Here is a 16,140-nt window from a genome sequence, read left to right as displayed (position 1 = left end):
TCGGCACCTCGAAAGTCTGTTCCCCGCCGGTAAATTGGTAGATGCACGTCACCGTGTCGCCGGATCGGCTACAGCCGGGCGGTAGCTCCGCAGCGGCCGTACCCGGCGCGGCGACAACGCATCCCGCCGTCACTATGATTCCGGCGGCGAATCTGCTGGCCCGCCACCGCATTCCGCCCCTACCGGGCAAGCCAACACGAACGAGCATAGTAACCCCCACTGCACGTTTGTCGAACCTCCGCAGCATAACCGCATCGACGATCCGCAATACGCTGTTTCGGTTTGTGCCGGAAGGAAGCGCGACGAGCCCGCGCAGCACAGCCGGATAGGCTGCCCGTATGACGAACACTCTCGGCACCGTCGGCAAGGGCGGTTACGTCCTGTTGACCACCTTCCGGAAGGACGGCACTCCGGTCAGCGCGCCCATGTGGGCCGTTTTCGACGACAGCAAGCTCTATGTCTGGACGGCCACCGACAGCTGGAAAGTCAAGCGCCTGCGCAATAATCCGGCGCTGACCGTGCAGACCTGTGATCCCAGCGGGAAGCGGACTCGCGGCGACATCGTCGAGGGAATCGGCCACGTTCTCGACGCCGACGGCACCGAACGGGTCCGGAAACTTCTCAAGCGCAAGTACTGGTTGCTCGGTCCGGTCATCGTGATGGGCAGCATTCTGCGTCGCGGCAAATCCGGCACTGTGGGCATCGAGATCACGCCCGTCTGAACAACTCTCGTGCGGCTGATTCCGGCTGAGCAAGATTTACCTCCGTCAGCGGTAGGTCCGGCAAAGCGGTCGGTCAGTCGCCGTCGAGGTCCGTCCCGCGCTCGGGGCCGTTTGATCAACGGTGTTGATCGATTGCCACCGAGAGCGGGCGTGACGTAACGCCACTGCTCAGCCAGTTGGAGGTGATCAGCGGTGTTTGCCATAGCGCAGGATGGGATTCGAACCCCTATCAGTCCGCGGTACGCTCGCTCGGCCGGTAGACGGCAGAGCATTCTTCGCCGTGCGACAGATCCGGACTACCTCAGGCGGGCGAATCTTGTACTGTCGCAAGCTAGACCGGCACGCGCCACGCCCTCTGCTCAAGAACCGTTGTTTCGACTTTTCTGGAGGAGTCCAATCCCATGTCCGACGATCACGCGCCGGTGATTCGCACCGACGTTCCGCACTCGGCGCGCATCTGGAACTACTGGATGGGCGGCAAGGACAACTACGCGATCGATCGGGCCGTCGGCGATGCCAGCGTCGCGATCTACCCCGACATCACCACCATGGCCAAGCAGTCGCGCCAGTTCCTGATCCGAGCGGTGCAGTACGTCGCCGGGGAAGCTGGCATCCGCCAGTTCCTCGACATCGGCACCGGCCTGCCGACCATGCAGAACACCCACGAGGTCGCCCAGGCCGTTGCGCCGGAGTCGAAGGTCGTTTACGTCGACAACGACCCGCTGGTGCTGACTCACGCCCACGCCCTGCTCACCAACACCACCCCCGAAGGTGTCACCACCTACATCAACGCCGACTTCACCGAACCCGAACGGATAATCGCCGACGCCGCCAACATTCTGAACTTCGACCAGCCGGTCGCGGTGATGTTCATGGGCGTGCTCGGTCACGTCCCCACCTACGACCACGCACGCCCAGTCGTGGGCACGGTGATGGACGCTGTCCCCGCCGGCAGCTACCTCATCCTCTACGACGGCACCACCGACGACGAGGGCTACGTCAAGCTGTGCGAGGAATACACCAAAAGCGGTGGCGTGCCCTATCACCCGCGCACCCGCGAGCAGGTCGCCGGATACTTCGACGGCCTCGAGATGGTGGCGCCGGGTTTCGTCTCGATCACCCAGTGGCGGCCCAACGAAGTCGAAGTCGGCACCCCCCGCGAGATCGGCGCGTACTGCGCCGTCGCCAGAAAACCATGACGACCTGCTCAGCAGCCGACCACTTTTCCGGCGATGATGAGCGGCAGGAAACAGGCTGAGCCGGTTGCGGAGCCGGTGGTGGGGGTATCGCCGACGGGCTGTACTTCGACGTGTGGAGCAGCCGGCTCCAGCTTGATCTCGGCGACCGCCGGGCCGGTTCCGGCAGCGGCGATGATTGCGCTCGCGCCGAGCACTGTCAATGTAAAACCTTTGATGGACAAAGCATTGCCTTTCATGTTCAGGTCGAGCCCTCATGCTAAAAGTGACCGACCTGTTCTGAAACGCCCTGATTTTCACCGCCCCTTGGCTCGGGGCCAGGTGAGCGGCTCGGCTACGACCGCGCTGAACGCGGCCTGAGCCAACACGTCGTTTGGCCGGAGGCAGCAGGCTCGCGGCGCGGATGACCACACCGTTCCCGGTGTGCGCGGCAACCGTACGGTAGCCGAGTTCTACTGTCCTGCAACCGGTCCAGTCATGCAGGCCAAGGCCGCTTCGTTCCGGCGGGGTGATCCCGGGCGCGCTGCGGCTATGCCAGCACTCGCATGCACTGTTCCAGCACGTCGACCCCTGCGACGGTGCGTCATCGGAATTGGGCTATGCCGCAGTGGGTTTGGTCGTAGGGTGGAGGCAAGCATCGACTGTGTTCCAGGGTGGGCTGGGCATGGTCGGCGCGATGGGTGCACCGCGTACCCATTTGCCGGTCGCGGTGCCAGACGGCTGACGGCAGGGGTATGTCGTGTTGATCGATCTCGACTCCGTACCGGGATGCGCGGTGGTTGTTGCCGTGCTCAACGATGCGAGCAATGTGGCCGGATTCGCGTGGGCGAAGGCAGTTCGATATCTGCCAAGTGTCGACGCCCGCGGTATGCGGTCATGGTTGGACGCCCACGCCGCTGGCGGGTGCGTGGTGGTGACATCGGCGGAGCGATGGTCGATGGCGCTCGGTCATTTTCCGCACCGCACTGTGTGCGTCCCGCCGCGCGAGTATGCCCTGTTCGCTTCGGCTCTCGACACCGATACCCGCAACGTAGGCCACCTGCGGGCATAGCTTTTCGGCGAGGACACCGGCTGACTGTCAGTGCGAATCAGCGTCGGGCCCGCGCAGACGGAACCCGTCGAATAGCGGGCCTCCGAACAGATCCAGGATGTGGGTGACCGCGGCGACCATCGGTTCGGTGGATCCTGCTGCGACGGAGCGCATCGACTCGGCAAGGGTCTGGGTGTAGTTCGTGCCGGTTTCGTGGTCGAATGCGGCGAGTTCGCGATGCAACCATTTACCCCTGCCGGTCCAGTGACGATGTCCGCTGAGGAGTAGTTCGATTGTGCTGTGCCACAACATCGAAGCGATCATCAGACGCTCGTCGGGTTCGTCGGTGGCGGTCAGATCTCCGAGCAGATCGGTGATCCCGTACCGGGCTGTGCGAATTTTCTCGTCGGTCAGTGCTTCCGGTCCGGCGGCGAGCTGGCGTGCGCACCAGTCGTGCAGCCGAATACCACTGCCGTCGTTATCCACCAGGACGGTCGCCGCGCCGATCAAACGCAGCGTGTTCGGTCGTCCTCGTTTGCGTTCTGCAGCGAAGAAGTGGTGCAGGGATTGGTCGGTCTGTACAAACAGCTCAACTGGCCAGTCCTGGTAATGCAAGGATTCGCGGTACGGGGCGGGCGGTCCCGCGAGCAGCACGGTGATATCGAGATCCGATGCGGCGGTTGCCATTCCCATGGCAACACTTCCTCCCAGCCACGCGGCCCGGGCGTCGGGAAAGCGTTGCGCTACCAACCGATGCGCTACCGCAAGCCCATCTATGGTCATGCGCCATTTTCGCATGAGCAACCCCGCGGTGACGGGCTCACTCGGCCGCCTGAGCGGAGCCGACGTTCGAAAGGCAGCGTAAGGCGTTCTGTGTCAAGCAATTCGGTCGGAAGCTGACCCGTGGTCGTCTCTGCCGATAGCACCAGCGACGACAAGGGCGACACGAGACATCCTGTTAGTCGTCCAAACAGCCGTCTCCTTCAAAGTGGACCTGCCGCAGGTTGCGAGCAAGCTCGTTCACTGCGCGCTGTAGTGGCGTCGCAGCGTCCGGATCAGGTGGATAACTGAGCCATCCCTCGTCGAACGCACTATCGCATACTGCGTGGGCAAGCAGCTCGATCCGACGAAGGTAATCCGACTCGTCCTCTGTTGCTGGCATGGATCGGTTCTACACGGCAGTCGAGCTCGTGGGCACCGGAGCCTGTGTCGACCAACCCATCTGGAACGAGCGCGGACTGGGCGAACGCCCGCGCAGCGGCATTTTCGTGTCGAGGCATGCATCCACACGTCATCACAGGATTTACACGAGCTCTCCACCATTGGGTCTCGTGAGCCTATCCTGGCCCGTTACCTTGGTCGGATGTTCAACCAGAAGTCCCGCCAGAATGACGGTGGGATCCGCGCGATCGAGAAGTGCTGCCCGACGGACGAGTCTGTGGCTTGATCTATTCGCTGGCGCTGATCGCGGAGGCGGCGCGATGATTGCGAGTATGAGACCCGCGGTCGGTGCCGCTCTGGTGCGATGCGACGAGTGCGGCGGTTACGAATACGGTGGAGCACCCGAGTGCCGTCGATGTCGGCTCCTCGTCGATGGCATCGTAGAGGAGGAGTGGCATCGTTTCTTCGATCAGTGGGAGGGCGAAAATGAACTCGACGTCGCTCGACTGATAGCTGCCGAACCCGAACAGCACGACTGGCGAATCGTCGACGCCGCGCTCGATCGGATCGTCTGCGACGAGTGCGGCAACCGACTCGGTCGCGGACCGATGAACTGCTCCGCCTGCAACCTCGCGCATGGATTTCGGTACGCCGCAATCGAGTCCGACCGACCAGGCGCGCCGCCGGGCAACGAGCACGCGATCCGTGTCAACGTCTCGGTAGTCCGCAGGCCGCAGCTGACATCGGCACAAGAGCTACTGGCCCGCAGACTCTTCCTCCCCGCCCTCTTGGTCGGCTTCTTGCCCACCACCGCACAAGCCCAGCGAATCAGCGCAATGATCAAGTCCGATCCCACGCCGGAACGAGTCTTCGGTTTGGTGGACGGCTGGCTCCGCGATCAGCGGACGTGGTGAAGCGCAGCGTGTCTCGGCCGGTCACTGCCGCGCGGAACGACTTACGCTGATGTCCGGAGATGCCGTAGAACCGCACTCGGAGTCGTCGGGCTCATGCAGCTCACATCCGAGATCTCAGCACGTCGACCTCGCAGCCTGGCAAGGTCGGGTCGAAGCCGTGCTCGACCAGCCAACGGACCCCCCGCAGGCTTCGCAACGACCACCACGCGCGGATCACGTCGAGATCGACGTCGGTGCCGTAGCCGGCGACCACGTCGCCGAGATGCTCTTGGTGTCCGAGTGTCAAGGTGGCGAGGTCGTACAGGGCATCGCCCTGGGCCGCCTCGGACCAGTCGAGGATGCCGGTGATCTCGTCACCGTCGACGAATACGTGGCTGACCTGAAGGTCGCCGTGGGTGAACACCGGTGTCCACGGCCGCAGCGCAGCCTCGGCAACCTGGCGGTTGCGCGTGACCAGGTCGGCGGGAAGGACGCCATTTGTGACGAGCCACGCGCATTCGCCGTCGAGCTCCATCGCGGTCTCGTCCAGGCTGCGGCCGGGCCATGGCGGCAGCGGCGCGTTGTGCAGCATCCGCACGGCGGCACCCGCCGCGGCCCACGCCGCCGATGACGCGGTCGACGGCTCGCCGAGGCGACCGAGTGCCATGCCTGGCAGGGCGGCGAGCGCGAGCACGGGCGGCTTGCGCCACAGGACCTCCGGGGTTGGGATCGGCGCCATACCCATCGCCGCGACCTCGACGTCGGTGTGCCTCTGATCAACGTCGATTTTCAGGAACACGTCACCGACGCGCAGGGTCGCGCGCTCGTAATGGGCGACGACGACCTCGACCTCCTCCACGTCGGCCATTATTGCGGGGATGACCACCGACGTCATCGGGTTATCGCACCCCCACCTGCGCAAGTAATTCGACTAGGTGCTGCCGCAGGCGAAAGGCGGGTCGTCCGGCGATGAGTTTCCGTGTCGCAGTTGGTCACTACTGTCGTGCGCACCAAACGTTGGGGCCTACTAGCGGAGGAGATAGGGCTATGGCGATTCAGCGGATGGACAACGTTCTCATTGTTGTCGAGGACCTCGATGCTGTTATTGCGTTCTTTGTCGAACTCGGTATGGAGCTGGAGGGTAGGGGGCCGGTCGAGGGACGTTGGGTGGAACGGGTCATCGGGGTCGACGATGTCCGGCAGGACGTCGCTATGCTGCGTGTTCCGAACGGACCCGGTCGGGTCGAGTTGGCGATGTTCCATAGCCCGAAGCCGATCAGCGCTGAGCCGAGAAACGCGCCGGCGAACACGCTCGGCCTTCGTCGTATCATGTTCGCCGTTGATGACATCGATGACGTTGTTGTCCGCCTGCGCGTCCACGGTGCCGAACTCGTCGGTGAGATCGAGCAATACGAGCAGAGCTATCGGCTCTGCTACGTCCGCGGTCCCGAGGGCATCATCGTCGGGCTGGCCGAGCAGCTGAACTGACGGGACCCCAGCAGGGCGGACCGCCCGACATGTGGGCTCCGTCAGGTCAGATGATCGAATTCGCCACTGACCCAGCGGATATGCCGCTCGGCCGACCGGCGGACGGCCTGCGCGGCGTCGTGATCGATCGTGTGACCGCCCAGGGTGTAGAGCCGGTCGTACTCGTACGGTTCGAGCCCGTCGACGATGCGGCGCACCACGGCGGCCGAGAGCGGTATGTGCTTGGGGAAGTTGCGCTGGAACGTTACCCAGCCGGGGGCGAGGCTGCCGGTGATGGTGTCCCCGGTGAGCAGGGTGCCGTCGGCGGTGAGTGCGACCGAACTGCCACGCATGTGCCCGCCGAGCTGGATGAGCTCGACGCCGGGCAACGGCTGGGTGCGATCCGTCCAATACTCGAGCACCGGATCGGGGCGCGGTACCCATTCCCGGTCGGCGGCGTTTACCAGCACCGGCGCCTTGCCGAACGTATGGCTCCAGCTGACCTGCGCGGCGAACATATGCGGATGGCTGGTGGCGATCACGGAGACGCCGCCGAGTCGGTCGACGATGCCGACGACGTCGTCATCGATGTAGGCGGGCGGATCCCACAGCAGGTTGCCGCGCGGAGTTTGTACGAGAAACGACCAGTGGCCGATCGCGAATCTCGGTTCGCGGCGCAGGCTGTGCACGCCGCGTCCGTGGTCGCGGTGTTCGGTCGTGTGTGGTTGCCGGGCCAGTTCGTCGTGGGTGGTCCATTGCCCGTGGGGTCCGAGGTCGCCGCGTTCCTCGACGCTGACCTCGTCGGTGGCGAAGACGCAGCCGTCGGCGGCGGGCGGTGTCTCGGCCGCCGCGTGTTCGAGTCCACATCCGTCACAAATCCATGTCGTCATATCCGACAGTCTTGAACCTCGAGTGCGCTCGAGGTCAACACATTCATGGGACGTATTTGTCCACTGTCACAGGGGATCAGCGGTAGGTTGACGGCGCGGGAACAAGGCGGACGCAAGGATTGTTGGCGTGGTCATGGCAAGTGAATCCGCAGAACTCAGCCCCACCGGGTGGGTACAGGACCAGACGAAGCAGATCCTCGAGACCGGGACCACGGAAGGCGTCGAGGTTCTCGGGTCGCCAGTGGTATTGCTGACCCTGCGCGGCGCGAAGACCGGAAAACTGCGCTACACCCCGGTGATGCGTGTGGAACACGACGGCAAGTATGCGGTGGTGGCGTCCAAGGGCGGCGCTCCCGAGCACCCCACCTGGTACTACAACATCAAGGCGTACCCGGAGTTCCCGCTGCAGGACGGCACCGTGACGAAGGACTACGTCGCGCGTGAGGTCGAGGGCGCCGAGCGCACCGAGTGGTGGGAACGGGCGGTGGCCGCCTACCCGCCATACGCCGAGTATCAGGAGAAGACCGACCGGCAGATCCCGGTGTTCGTGCTCGAACCGAAGTAGCGGGCGAAGTGCGTGTCGGTGGCTATCGGTAGCGTCGGAGGCTGTGGAAACTGGGGAACATATCCGGCAGCTCGCGGACCGTATCGTGGCGCTGCGTGATGCCTACTATCAGGGCTCGCCGCTGGTCGCGGACGCCGAGTACGACGCGATCGAGGACGAGTTACGTGGCCTGATCGAGGCGCACCCCGACCTCACGCCCGACCCGAATCCGTTGGAGCAGGTCGGCGCGCCCGCGGTGCTGCACGCCCCGATCCGGCACTCGCGACCGATGTTGTCGCTGGAGAAGGCGACCAAGCCTGAGCAGGTCGCGGCTTTCTTCAACCGCTTTCCCGGCCAGTCGGTGGTGGTGATGCCGAAGCTCGACGGCTTGTCCCTGGCTTTGGTCTTCGAGGACGGGCGGCTGGTGCGTGCGGTGACCAGGGGTGATGGCACTACCGGTGACGACGTGACCGTGCTGGTCCGCGCGTTGGTCGATGGCGTTCCTGAGCGGATCGACGTCCCGGGGCGGGTGGAGGTGCGTGGCGAGGCGGTGATGCTGCGGTCGACCTTTCTCGCCTACAACACGGCGCATCCGGACAAGCCGCTGATCAATCCGCGCAATGCCGCGGCGGGCACGCTGCGGGCCAAGGACCCGGCCACGGTCGCCGAGCGGCGCCTGCGGTTTTTCGGCTTCGACTTGGATACCTCCGCCGGCGGTGCTGCGGTCGATCTGGGGGAGGGGTTGCGGGCATTGGGAGTTTCGGGTGCGCAGATGCGGCTGTGCACCGACGCCGAGCAGGCGCAGGCGGCGATCAGCGCGATCGAGCAAGGCCGCAACGAGCTGGACTACGACCTCGACGGCGCGGTGCTGCGGCTGGCCGACCGAGATGCCTACGCGGCGGCCGGGACTCGCTCGAACTCCCCGCGTGGCGCGCTGGCGTTCAAGTTCGCCGCCGAGGAGAAGACCACACTGCTGCGCGAGGTGGTCTGGGACGTCGGCAAGACGGGCAAAATCGTCCCGGTCGCGTGGCTGGAGCCGGTGTTCGTGGGCGGCACGACGGTCACGAAGGCCACGCTGGCCAACCAAGAGGTGATCCGCGCCCGTGACATCAAGGTCGGTGACACGGTGCTGGTGCGCCGCGCGGGCGACGTGATCCCGTTCGTGGCAGGCGTTCTGGACGCCGCCAAGCGCACGGGCGAGGAGCGCGAGATCGTGCCGCCCACCGCCTGCCCCTCGTGCGAGCAGCCGGTGACCGAGCAGGGCAATAGCCGAGAACTGTTCTGCACCAACGTCTCGTGCCCCGCACAGACGGTGCGCAGACTGATCCACTGGGCGTCGCGGGCCGCCGCCGACATCGACGCCATCGGGCAGGTGTGGATCGAACGCTTGGCCGAGGCGGGCATCCTGGAGAGCCCGTCGGACTTCTACACGCTGACGAAGGAGCGCCTGCTCGAGTTCGACCGCATCGGCGAGGTCTCGGCCGCGCGCATGATCGACTCGATCGATGCCAGCCGACAGGTCGGCCTGCGCCGCGCGCTGATCGGCCTGGCGATCCCGATGGCCTCCGACGGCACCGCCGCTCGCCTGGCCCGGGCGGGATTCGGCTCCCTGGAGGAGATCGCCGACGCGGGCGAGGAAAAGCTTGTGGCGGTAGAGGATATCGGACCCAAGGTCGCCGCCTCGCTGGTCGCGCACCTCACTCGTCTGCGTCCGGAACTGGAGCGGCTGCGAGCGGCGGGCGTCAGTCTGGACGTGCGCGAAGAGGACCTTCCCCCGGTCATTGCCGCCGGCGCGCCCCTGGCGGGCAAGACGGTGGTGATCACCGGCGCTATCAGTGACCCGCGCTCGGGTGAGAAGGTTGCCCGCCCGACGTTCCAACGCCTGTGTGAACACGCGGGCGCGACGGCGGCGTCCTCGGTCTCGGCGAATACCGATCTGCTCATCACCGGTGCGGGAGTCGGTGAGAGCAAGCTGACCAAAGCGGAGAAACTCGGTGTCGAGGTCGTCGACCAGGGGGAGATCTGGGATCTGCTGATTGCCGCCAAGGTTGTCTAGACCTCGGCGGGCTTGTCGGGGCCGGAATATGTGCCAGGCGAGTCCGTGTACCGTCGAATCCGGAGGGGTCGCTATCCGCCGCAACAGCGATGAAGTCGACTCCGGAGGAGAGGACCGTTAAATGATGCCTCAAATTTCGAGTGTCATCGAGAGACGTCTGTTGGTCAATTACCGCGTCGAACCCGACGTTGCGGCGGACCTGCTTCCGGCGCCACTGCGACCGCATCTGGTCGGCGACTGGGCAGTCGCGGGGATCTGTCTCATTCGGCTCGGTCAGGTCCGTCCGGTCGGGCTGCCCAGTTCGGTCGGAGTGCGCAGCGAGAATGCCGCGCATCGCATTGCGGTCGAGTGGGACGGTCCGGAGGGGGTCGAGAGCGGCGTCTACATTCCGCGCCGGGACAGCGGATCCCCATTGAATGTGCTGCTCGGCGGGCGCCTGTTCCCAGGTGTGCACAGCTTCGCTCGCTTCGACGTCGAGGAGAGCGGGCACGATCTGCACGTCGCCTACACGAGTAGGGACAATTCGACGCGGGTCAGTATGGATGTACGCGCGGTCGACGAGTTCGAGGGCAGTACGGTGTTCCCCGATCTGGCTGCGGCTTCGGACTTCTTCCGCCACGGTTCTACCGGTTTCTCCGCCAGCCGTGATGGCAGGCGCCTCGACGGCCTCGAGCTGAACACGGACAAATGGCAGGTGCACCCGGCTCGCACGCATACTGTCCGGTCGAGCTTTTTCGACGACCAGACCCGGTTCCCGCGCGGCAGTGCAACTCTCGACTGCACGTTGCTCATGCGTGACGTCCCGGCCACCTGGAACGTCACCGCACCGATGCAGATACCGGCTATGGTCTGATCCTGAATTTGCGTCAGCCGGGTAGCTTGCCGAGCAGCCAGCTGCCGACACCTTCCGGATTCTCGTCGAAGTAATAGTCGTGGATGGCTTGGAGCAGATCGTCGGTGGTGACGAAGCCGTCGCCGTCGGTGTCGAGCCTGCGGTGGATTTCGCGGGCGTCGTCGGCGGGCAGGTGCATGAGTGCCCCCGTCCAGCGGACGTACTCCTCGGCGTTCAGTTTGCCGTCGCCGTCGACGTCCGCGATCGCCATGATCGCCTCGAGGAAGGGCCGATAGCCCTGGTCGAATGATTCCTCGGTCACCAGCAGGCCTTCCGCGAAAGCCTCCTTGTATTCGGCCAGGTCGACCGATCGGTCGATGTTCACGTCGCCCGCCGATGCCAGACGCCCCCACAGCTGCAGGCTCAGGTGTAGTAACCGTTGCGCGGCAGGCGAATCCGGTTCGTGGCCGAACTCCGCGGCCAGCGCCCGCGCCGAGTCCTCGAAATCGCTACGCGCGATTCGGCCGTCTCCGTCGAAATCGAATGTCTCGAAGCGTCGCTCCAGCTTGCGCGTCAAGAACTCGCTCATCTCCATGGCCTGCCCCATTCACTCGAACCCGATCGTGACATCGCCGCCACCGTAGCCGGTCGGCCACCAGCGGAATTCTTCACTGATCCCGCCCGCGCCACGCCAAGAACCCGGATGTCCGGCGCTCAACCGTAACGTGGTGAACCGTAAGGGCGTAACGCTGCTGGTGCACCGGTGGAGTGGGCCAGCGCGTCGTACACCCAGTTGTGGGCTTGCCCGACGGTGACACGAGTTCCGAGGAATTGCCTTGTCAGCGCCCAGTAACGATGAATCCGGTGGTCGCCGTCGGTGGCGTCGACGAGCAATTGCTCGCGAAAGCGCGGAGAATCGCGTTCCCCTCGCGCGCTGGCATGGGCGTTGACGAATCGATCGAGTTCGTTGCCGCTGTGCGGGCGCACGCCCGCGGATATGTAGGGCACCACGTCCGTCATCACGTCGCCCACGTCCACGTACAGTCCGCGGGGGTCGCGAATCAGCTCCGGCTGAGTCCGCCAGAGTTGCTGTCGCACAGCGCCGTTCATTGCTGGGTCGGCGACGAGAGCAGTCAACTCGGCATAGGCGACGACCTCGTCGACGGACGGATCAGCGGGTGGCTCCGGTACATTCCAGCCCACGTAGATGTCGACGTCGTGCCGAGGTATCGGTGCGAGGATTCGCCGCCAGAACCGTAGTAGGCAATCGTGTGCCGCACCACCGTCTTGCGCGGCGGCCAGCAATGCGAGTCGCTCGGCCCGCTGCGTCGGAGCAGCGGACTCGACCGCCCGCAGGGACGCCCGCCGCCACGCCAGCGACCTGAATTCGATATCGAGTCGCGCACTTTCGGCAGCGACGGCCTCAGTGATCGACTGCTCACCATGCAACACCTCGGTGATCGAGCTCAGCCCCAAACCGAGCGCGCGCAACCGCCGGACCAGCAGCAGTCGTTCGGTGGCGCTGGCGGCATCGAACATTCGATGCCCGCCCGCGCTGCGGCGAGATTCCAGAATGCCCTCGTCGCAGTAGAACCGGATCGTTCGCACCGCAAGACCGGTGGTGCGAGCCAATTCCCCGATGCTCACCAGCATGCCGGTTTGTGTGTCGTCTGTCACAACCTGTTGAACCTCCACCCCGGTGGAGCTCTTAGCGTACTGGCACTGCCGTTCGAACCCACACGGAGGAACCAGTGCCGTGGTGGAAGCGAGTGGCGTACTGGGAGATGTGATTACACCGAGGAGGATGGTTCGTGGCTACCACGCAGGAAGAAATCGTCGCCGGCATTGCGGAGATCGTCGAGGAAGTAACCGGAATCGAAGCTTCCGAGGTGACGGCCGAGAAGTTCTTCATCGAAGATCTGGACATCGACTCGCTGTCCCTGGTGGAGATCGCCGTGCAGTTGGAGGACAAGTACGGTGCGAAGATCCCGGACGAGGACCTGGCGAGCCTGAGAACCGTCGGCGACGCGGTCGCCTACGTCCAGAAGATGGAGGCCGAGCAGCCGCAGCTCGCCGCCGAGATGGAGGCGAAATTCAAGGAAGGGCAAGCGAATTGAGTCCACCGGCCCGGGCAGTCCTCAGCGCCTTGGCGAGGTGGAGCGTCGGTGATTGCTGATCCACAGCTGAATCCTGCTGCGATCGAGCTGGGCAGCTTCTTTCCCCAGCCACCGGATGCCGTGTGGCGCGCGTTGACCGGACCGGATCTACTGGAGCGGTGGCTGTTTCGACCGGACGGGTTTGCCGCCTCGGTCGGTACTCGCTTCCGATTCACAATCCCGGCCGCACCGGCGAGCGAGATCGCCTGCGAAGTGCTCACGGCGGAGCGGTGTAAGCAATTGACCTACAGCGCGATTTACCCGCAGCTCGAGTATCCGGCCCGGTGGATTGTCGACTGGACGATGCTGACGCAGGGCCGTGGAACACGACTTCTGTTGACGCAGACCGGTTTCGATGTCGAGGACCGGCGACAGAAGATGGTCCGCAACGCCGTGGAGCGACATCGGAAGCGTCTCGTCCTGCCGCGGCTGGGGGAGGTGATCCACCACTGATCTGCGGCTAGCTAACTATGTCGAAGGCCCGGAATCCAATCGGTTCCGGACCTTCCGCGCCGACTCTGGTCAGTTCGCGTTGGCGGTGCAGAGCACCTCGCTGATCTCTGTACCCGACTTGTCCGCGGAACCGACGTTGGCCAGCAGTGCCGGCGGGTGGTAGCGGGCAAGGCTGGCGTAGGCGGCGAACAGCGCGGCCGAGCGGTTGAAGCCGGCGCCGGTGGCGACCGCGTTGTCGCTGTAGACGAGTGCGCCGCAGCCGTCGGACCAGTCCACCAAAACGGTGCAGTCGGAGGCGCCGTCCACACCGCACCAGGCGAGCGCCTCGTCTATGGCTGCTTCGCGGCTCGCCGCATCGATACTTGTGCCATAGATCAAGTTCTCGACACTGAACGCGATCGCGCCGTGGAGACCGGCCGCATTCGCCGTACCGGCACCGATCACCGACCCGGCCGCGAGACCCACTGCCGCCACCGCGACGACGGCCTTACTCATGAACTTCATCTAGCACTTTCCTTTGTGAACACGTGCTGTGGACGTTGACCCAAGGAATCATGGCGGATCACTGTCCGATTCGCCCAATTCATTTCCGAACGCCGATCCTGGGCCGAATCCAGTGGCAGGAAACCCGATGTGTCCGAACACCATTATCGTGCCGACGGTCATTGCCAATGCCGTGGCCGCGGCGAGCACTGGCGGCACCAGTCTGCGCCTGCCTCGCAGCGCCAGCCACCGCAGTTGCCTCCGCCGCCATGAGCACCACAGCTGCCCTGGTCGAAGTTCGTCCATCCCACAGTCCCGCCTTCGCCCGCATAAGCTGAATCGTGCTGGCGACCAACACGTTACGTACCGACACGGTCCCGGCTCGGACTGAGCAGAGCACAGCAACCATCGCCGGATTGTTTGCCGCTTCGGCGGGCCAGAGTGTCTGCGCGTCCAGGGTTCGGGCAGGGCAGTCCGGTAGGTCGAAAGTCGAAGTCGGACATGGAACTACCCAGAGATATCACCGCGATTCGTCGGGGGATGGCGAACGCCTGTGGGATCGTTATGAAGGGCCTCGGGCCGCCAAGCGGGAGGTCTTCGCGTGGCCGATGGGAGAGCGATGTTCGAGAAATTTTCCGACCGCGCGAGGCGTGTCGTTGTCCTGGCCCAGGAAGAGGCCCGGATGCTCAACCACAACTACATCGGCACCGAGCACATCCTGCTGGGGCTGATCCATGAGGGTGAGGGTGTCGCGGCCAAGTCGCTGGAATCGCTCGGCATTTCGCTGGAGGGCGTGCGCAGCCAGGTGGAGGAGATCATCGGTCAGGGCCAGCAGGCTCCGTCCGGTCACATCCCGTTCACCCCGCGGGCCAAAAAAGTCTTGGAGCTGAGTCTGCGCGAAGCGTTGCAACTCGGCCACAATTACATCGGCACCGAGCACATTCTGCTCGGCACCATCCGCGAGGGTGCGGGCGTCGCCGCGCAGGTGCTCGTGAAGTTGGGCGCCGACCTCGACCGGGTGCGCCAGCAGGTTATCCAGCAGTTGGCAGGCTCCGCGGCTGCGGGGCCGTCAACGGGCGTCGCAGTGACGGAACGGATCTCGACGTTGACGGCCATGATCAACGCTATCGATCGGCGTGGTGATTTGGTCGATCTCGTCGCCGACGCATCGTCCGAACGGGACGCCGTCGGAAGCTTGAGCACGCAGTTCGGCTTCACCGAAACGCAAGCGCGAGCAGTCCTCGAAATGGGAATGCGAAGATTCACCACAGAGTCCCGGCAGGCGCTACAACGTGAAGAGCAGGAGCTGAGGGACCGCGCCGACGAGCGCATCTCGGTGCTCGAGGCCATGATCAACGCTATCGACCGGCGTGGCGATTTGGTCGAGATCGTCGCTGACGCATCATCTGAACAAGACGCCGTGGAGGGCTTGAGCGCGCAGTTCGGGTTCACCGAGGCGCAAGCGCGAGCAGTTCTCGAAATGGGAATGCGAAGATTGACCGCAGAGTCCCGGCAGGCGCTACAACGCGAAATCCAGCAGTTGAGGGACGCCCGTCGCGACGAGCGGCAATGAACATTCCGCATCGGCCCGCAACAGAAGACGCGAAATCGACGACATGAGAGACGGCCTACGCCGCGAGGTCGCCCCCGGGCAGTCCTGGTCTCGACCGGCACCGACCGGCAAGAATACCGCAACATCCAGCGGGATCCGCGGGTGTCGATCCTCGACCCCGGCGACCCCTATCGCTACCTGCCTGACCTTGCGTCCTGAGCTGAAGTTGCCTGAGCCCGTCGAAACTGTTGACCGCCAGGCGAACTAATCGGTTGGGCCGCGGGATGTTCGCTTCGTGACCGATGAGATCGCGCGGGAACCCCGCTGTCAGTGGGCATTTCGGCGGCCAACGATCTTGAAGCTTTCAAATCTTTGGTAAGCGTTACCGGCGTGCGGTCGCGCCGACGCGAACCGGGCAAGCTCAATGCCGATAAGAAGGGTTGCGGGCTGCCTGGCGCGCTGGGAACGGATCAGTCGCTCAACGTGGTTGGGCGAGTGGTCCGCCACCGGAGTGGTGTAGCTCCAGTCTCGAGCGGTGAGCTTGCTGGAGCCGAGGGTGGAGGTGTCAGAGCGTGCGGTAGGCTCTCGCGACTAGAGGTTACTCCTCCGTTTACGGCTTCCTATCGATCATCACTCCTACCGTGCGGTAGGTAGATAGCGGCTGTCGGGGGAGCTGTTCGCATGCAAAGCGGGCCGCGAAGGTGC

The 16,140-nt window shown here is 64.6% G+C and carries 17 protein-coding genes and 1 pseudogene; 11 read left to right on the top strand and 7 right to left on the bottom strand.

All coding sequences use genetic code 11. The features are described from left to right. Positions 1-338: 338 nt before the first annotated feature. Both ACFK0J_RS23040 and ACFK0J_RS23035 read left to right on the top strand, forming a co-directional pair. On the top strand, positions 339-722 hold the full coding sequence (locus ACFK0J_RS23040) for a PPOX class F420-dependent oxidoreductase (protein ID WP_378730549.1): 384 nt from the start codon (positions 339-341) through the stop codon (positions 720-722). Positions 723-1,123: 401 nt separating this feature from the next. Beyond that, positions 1,124-1,921, top strand: coding sequence for an SAM-dependent methyltransferase (locus ACFK0J_RS23035; protein WP_378730547.1), 798 nt, complete (start codon positions 1,124-1,126; stop codon positions 1,919-1,921). Between the two features lie 8 nt (positions 1,922-1,929). Here the strand turns inward: ACFK0J_RS23035 and ACFK0J_RS23030 are convergent, their stop codons facing one another. Beyond that, positions 1,930-2,157 (bottom strand): hypothetical protein, encoded by a 228-nt coding sequence (locus ACFK0J_RS23030; protein WP_378730545.1) that lies wholly within the window; start codon positions 2,155-2,157, stop codon positions 1,930-1,932. Positions 2,158-2,657: 500 nt separating this feature from the next. Between ACFK0J_RS23030 and ACFK0J_RS23025 the strand changes: the two genes are divergently transcribed. Beyond that, positions 2,658-2,969 (top strand): hypothetical protein, encoded by a 312-nt coding sequence (locus tag ACFK0J_RS23025; RefSeq protein WP_378730544.1) that lies wholly within the window; start codon positions 2,658-2,660, stop codon positions 2,967-2,969. 27 nt (positions 2,970-2,996) lie between these two features. Here the strand turns inward: ACFK0J_RS23025 and ACFK0J_RS23020 are convergent, their stop codons facing one another. Next, the gene (locus ACFK0J_RS23020; RefSeq protein ID WP_378730542.1) at positions 2,997-3,641 is read right to left on the bottom strand and encodes a hypothetical protein; all 645 of its coding nucleotides are present in this window, start codon (positions 3,639-3,641) and stop codon (positions 2,997-2,999) included. A gap of 800 nt (positions 3,642-4,441) precedes the next feature. Between ACFK0J_RS23020 and ACFK0J_RS23015 the strand changes: the two genes are divergently transcribed. Beyond that, positions 4,442-5,023: a hypothetical protein gene (locus tag ACFK0J_RS23015; protein ID WP_378730541.1), complete on the top strand. Its 582-nt coding sequence runs from the start codon at positions 4,442-4,444 to the stop codon at positions 5,021-5,023. A gap of 100 nt (positions 5,024-5,123) precedes the next feature. Here ACFK0J_RS23015 and ACFK0J_RS23010 read toward each other — a convergent pair whose 3' ends face one another. Beyond that, entirely contained in the window at positions 5,124-5,870 is a 747-nt protein-coding gene (locus tag ACFK0J_RS23010) for an aminoglycoside phosphotransferase family protein (protein WP_378742963.1), read from the bottom strand. Between the two features lie 179 nt (positions 5,871-6,049). On the opposite strand from ACFK0J_RS23010, the gene ACFK0J_RS23005 reads away from it, so the two are divergent. Continuing rightward, positions 6,050-6,490 (top strand): VOC family protein, encoded by a 441-nt coding sequence (locus tag ACFK0J_RS23005; RefSeq protein ID WP_378730539.1) that lies wholly within the window; start codon positions 6,050-6,052, stop codon positions 6,488-6,490. A 41-nt stretch (positions 6,491-6,531) separates the two neighbouring features. Here ACFK0J_RS23005 and ACFK0J_RS23000 read toward each other — a convergent pair whose 3' ends face one another. Then, positions 6,532-7,359, bottom strand: a complete 828-nt coding sequence (locus tag ACFK0J_RS23000) for a hydrolase (protein WP_378730537.1) — start codon at positions 7,357-7,359, stop codon at positions 6,532-6,534. Between the two features lie 133 nt (positions 7,360-7,492). Here ACFK0J_RS23000 and ACFK0J_RS22995 point away from each other — a divergent pair, with 133 nt between their 5' ends. From ACFK0J_RS22995 to ACFK0J_RS22985, 3 genes are all read left to right on the top strand, one after another. Further along, entirely contained in the window at positions 7,493-7,924 is a 432-nt protein-coding gene (locus tag ACFK0J_RS22995) for a nitroreductase family deazaflavin-dependent oxidoreductase (RefSeq protein WP_378730535.1), read from the top strand. A gap of 43 nt (positions 7,925-7,967) precedes the next feature. Further along, on the top strand, positions 7,968-9,959 hold the full coding sequence (gene ligA, locus ACFK0J_RS22990; protein WP_378730533.1) for an NAD-dependent DNA ligase LigA: 1,992 nt from the start codon (positions 7,968-7,970) through the stop codon (positions 9,957-9,959). Between the two features lie 121 nt (positions 9,960-10,080). Then, positions 10,081-10,812, top strand: coding sequence for a DUF2071 domain-containing protein (locus ACFK0J_RS22985; RefSeq protein WP_378730531.1), 732 nt, complete (start codon positions 10,081-10,083; stop codon positions 10,810-10,812). A 13-nt stretch (positions 10,813-10,825) separates the two neighbouring features. On the opposite strand, the gene ACFK0J_RS22980 is transcribed toward ACFK0J_RS22985, so the two are convergent. After that, positions 10,826-11,380, bottom strand: coding sequence for an EF-hand domain-containing protein (locus tag ACFK0J_RS22980; protein WP_378730528.1), 555 nt, complete (start codon positions 11,378-11,380; stop codon positions 10,826-10,828). A gap of 125 nt (positions 11,381-11,505) precedes the next feature. Continuing rightward, positions 11,506-12,468: a MerR family transcriptional regulator gene (locus tag ACFK0J_RS22975; protein ID WP_378730526.1), complete on the bottom strand. Its 963-nt coding sequence runs from the start codon at positions 12,466-12,468 to the stop codon at positions 11,506-11,508. Between the two features lie 134 nt (positions 12,469-12,602). On the opposite strand from ACFK0J_RS22975, the gene acpM reads away from it, so the two are divergent. Together acpM and ACFK0J_RS22965 are read left to right on the top strand one after the other, a co-directional pair. Continuing rightward, entirely contained in the window at positions 12,603-12,908 is a 306-nt protein-coding gene (gene acpM, locus ACFK0J_RS22970; protein WP_378730523.1) for a meromycolate extension acyl carrier protein AcpM, read from the top strand. A 48-nt stretch (positions 12,909-12,956) separates the two neighbouring features. Beyond that, entirely contained in the window at positions 12,957-13,400 is a 444-nt protein-coding gene (locus tag ACFK0J_RS22965) for an SRPBCC domain-containing protein (protein WP_378730520.1), read from the top strand. A 69-nt stretch (positions 13,401-13,469) separates the two neighbouring features. On the opposite strand, the gene ACFK0J_RS22960 is transcribed toward ACFK0J_RS22965, so the two are convergent. Further along, a complete protein-coding gene (locus tag ACFK0J_RS22960) occupies positions 13,470-13,904 on the bottom strand; it encodes a DUF4189 domain-containing protein (RefSeq protein WP_378730517.1) in 435 nt (144 codons plus the stop codon). Positions 13,905-14,502: 598 nt separating this feature from the next. Between ACFK0J_RS22960 and ACFK0J_RS22955 the strand changes: the two are divergent. Continuing rightward, positions 14,503-15,003 (top strand): annotated as a pseudogene (locus tag ACFK0J_RS22955) (Clp protease N-terminal domain-containing protein); the annotation flags it as partial. Between the last annotated feature and the right edge of the window lie 1,137 nt (positions 15,004-16,140).

Origin of the sequence: Nocardia brasiliensis (genome assembly GCF_042691675.1) — a bacterium.
Taxonomy (GTDB): domain Bacteria; phylum Actinomycetota; class Actinomycetes; order Mycobacteriales; family Mycobacteriaceae; genus Nocardia; species Nocardia brasiliensis_D.
Note: the sequence above shows the minus strand (reverse complement) of the source record. Positions and strands in the feature narration are given on the sequence as shown.

What these genes read in the sequence shown, in the direction of transcription:
- ACFK0J_RS23030 (WP_378730545.1), bottom strand. Translation starts at nt 2,157, where the DNA reads ATGAAAGGCAATGCTTTGTCCATCAAAGGTTTTACATTGACAGTGCTC.
- ACFK0J_RS22985 (WP_378730531.1), top strand. Translation starts at nt 10,081, where the DNA reads ATGATGCCTCAAATTTCGAGTGTCATCGAGAGACGTCTGTTGGTCAAT.
- ACFK0J_RS23040 (WP_378730549.1), top strand. Translation starts at nt 339, where the DNA reads ATGACGAACACTCTCGGCACCGTCGGCAAGGGCGGTTACGTCCTGTTG.
- ACFK0J_RS22995 (WP_378730535.1), top strand. Translation starts at nt 7,493, where the DNA reads ATGGCAAGTGAATCCGCAGAACTCAGCCCCACCGGGTGGGTACAGGAC.
- ACFK0J_RS22960 (WP_378730517.1), bottom strand. Translation starts at nt 13,904, where the DNA reads ATGAAGTTCATGAGTAAGGCCGTCGTCGCGGTGGCGGCAGTGGGTCTC.
- ACFK0J_RS23015 (WP_378730541.1), top strand. Translation starts at nt 4,442, where the DNA reads ATGAGACCCGCGGTCGGTGCCGCTCTGGTGCGATGCGACGAGTGCGGC.
- ACFK0J_RS23035 (WP_378730547.1), top strand. Translation starts at nt 1,124, where the DNA reads ATGTCCGACGATCACGCGCCGGTGATTCGCACCGACGTTCCGCACTCG.
- ACFK0J_RS22980 (WP_378730528.1), bottom strand. Translation starts at nt 11,380, where the DNA reads ATGAGCGAGTTCTTGACGCGCAAGCTGGAGCGACGCTTCGAGACATTC.
- ACFK0J_RS23010 (WP_378742963.1), bottom strand. Translation starts at nt 5,870, where the DNA reads ATGGCCGACGTGGAGGAGGTCGAGGTCGTCGTCGCCCATTACGAGCGC.
- ACFK0J_RS23020 (WP_378730542.1), bottom strand. Translation starts at nt 3,641, where the DNA reads ATGGGAATGGCAACCGCCGCATCGGATCTCGATATCACCGTGCTGCTC.
- ACFK0J_RS23005 (WP_378730539.1), top strand. Translation starts at nt 6,050, where the DNA reads ATGGCGATTCAGCGGATGGACAACGTTCTCATTGTTGTCGAGGACCTC.
- ACFK0J_RS23000 (WP_378730537.1), bottom strand. Translation starts at nt 7,359, where the DNA reads ATGACGACATGGATTTGTGACGGATGTGGACTCGAACACGCGGCGGCC.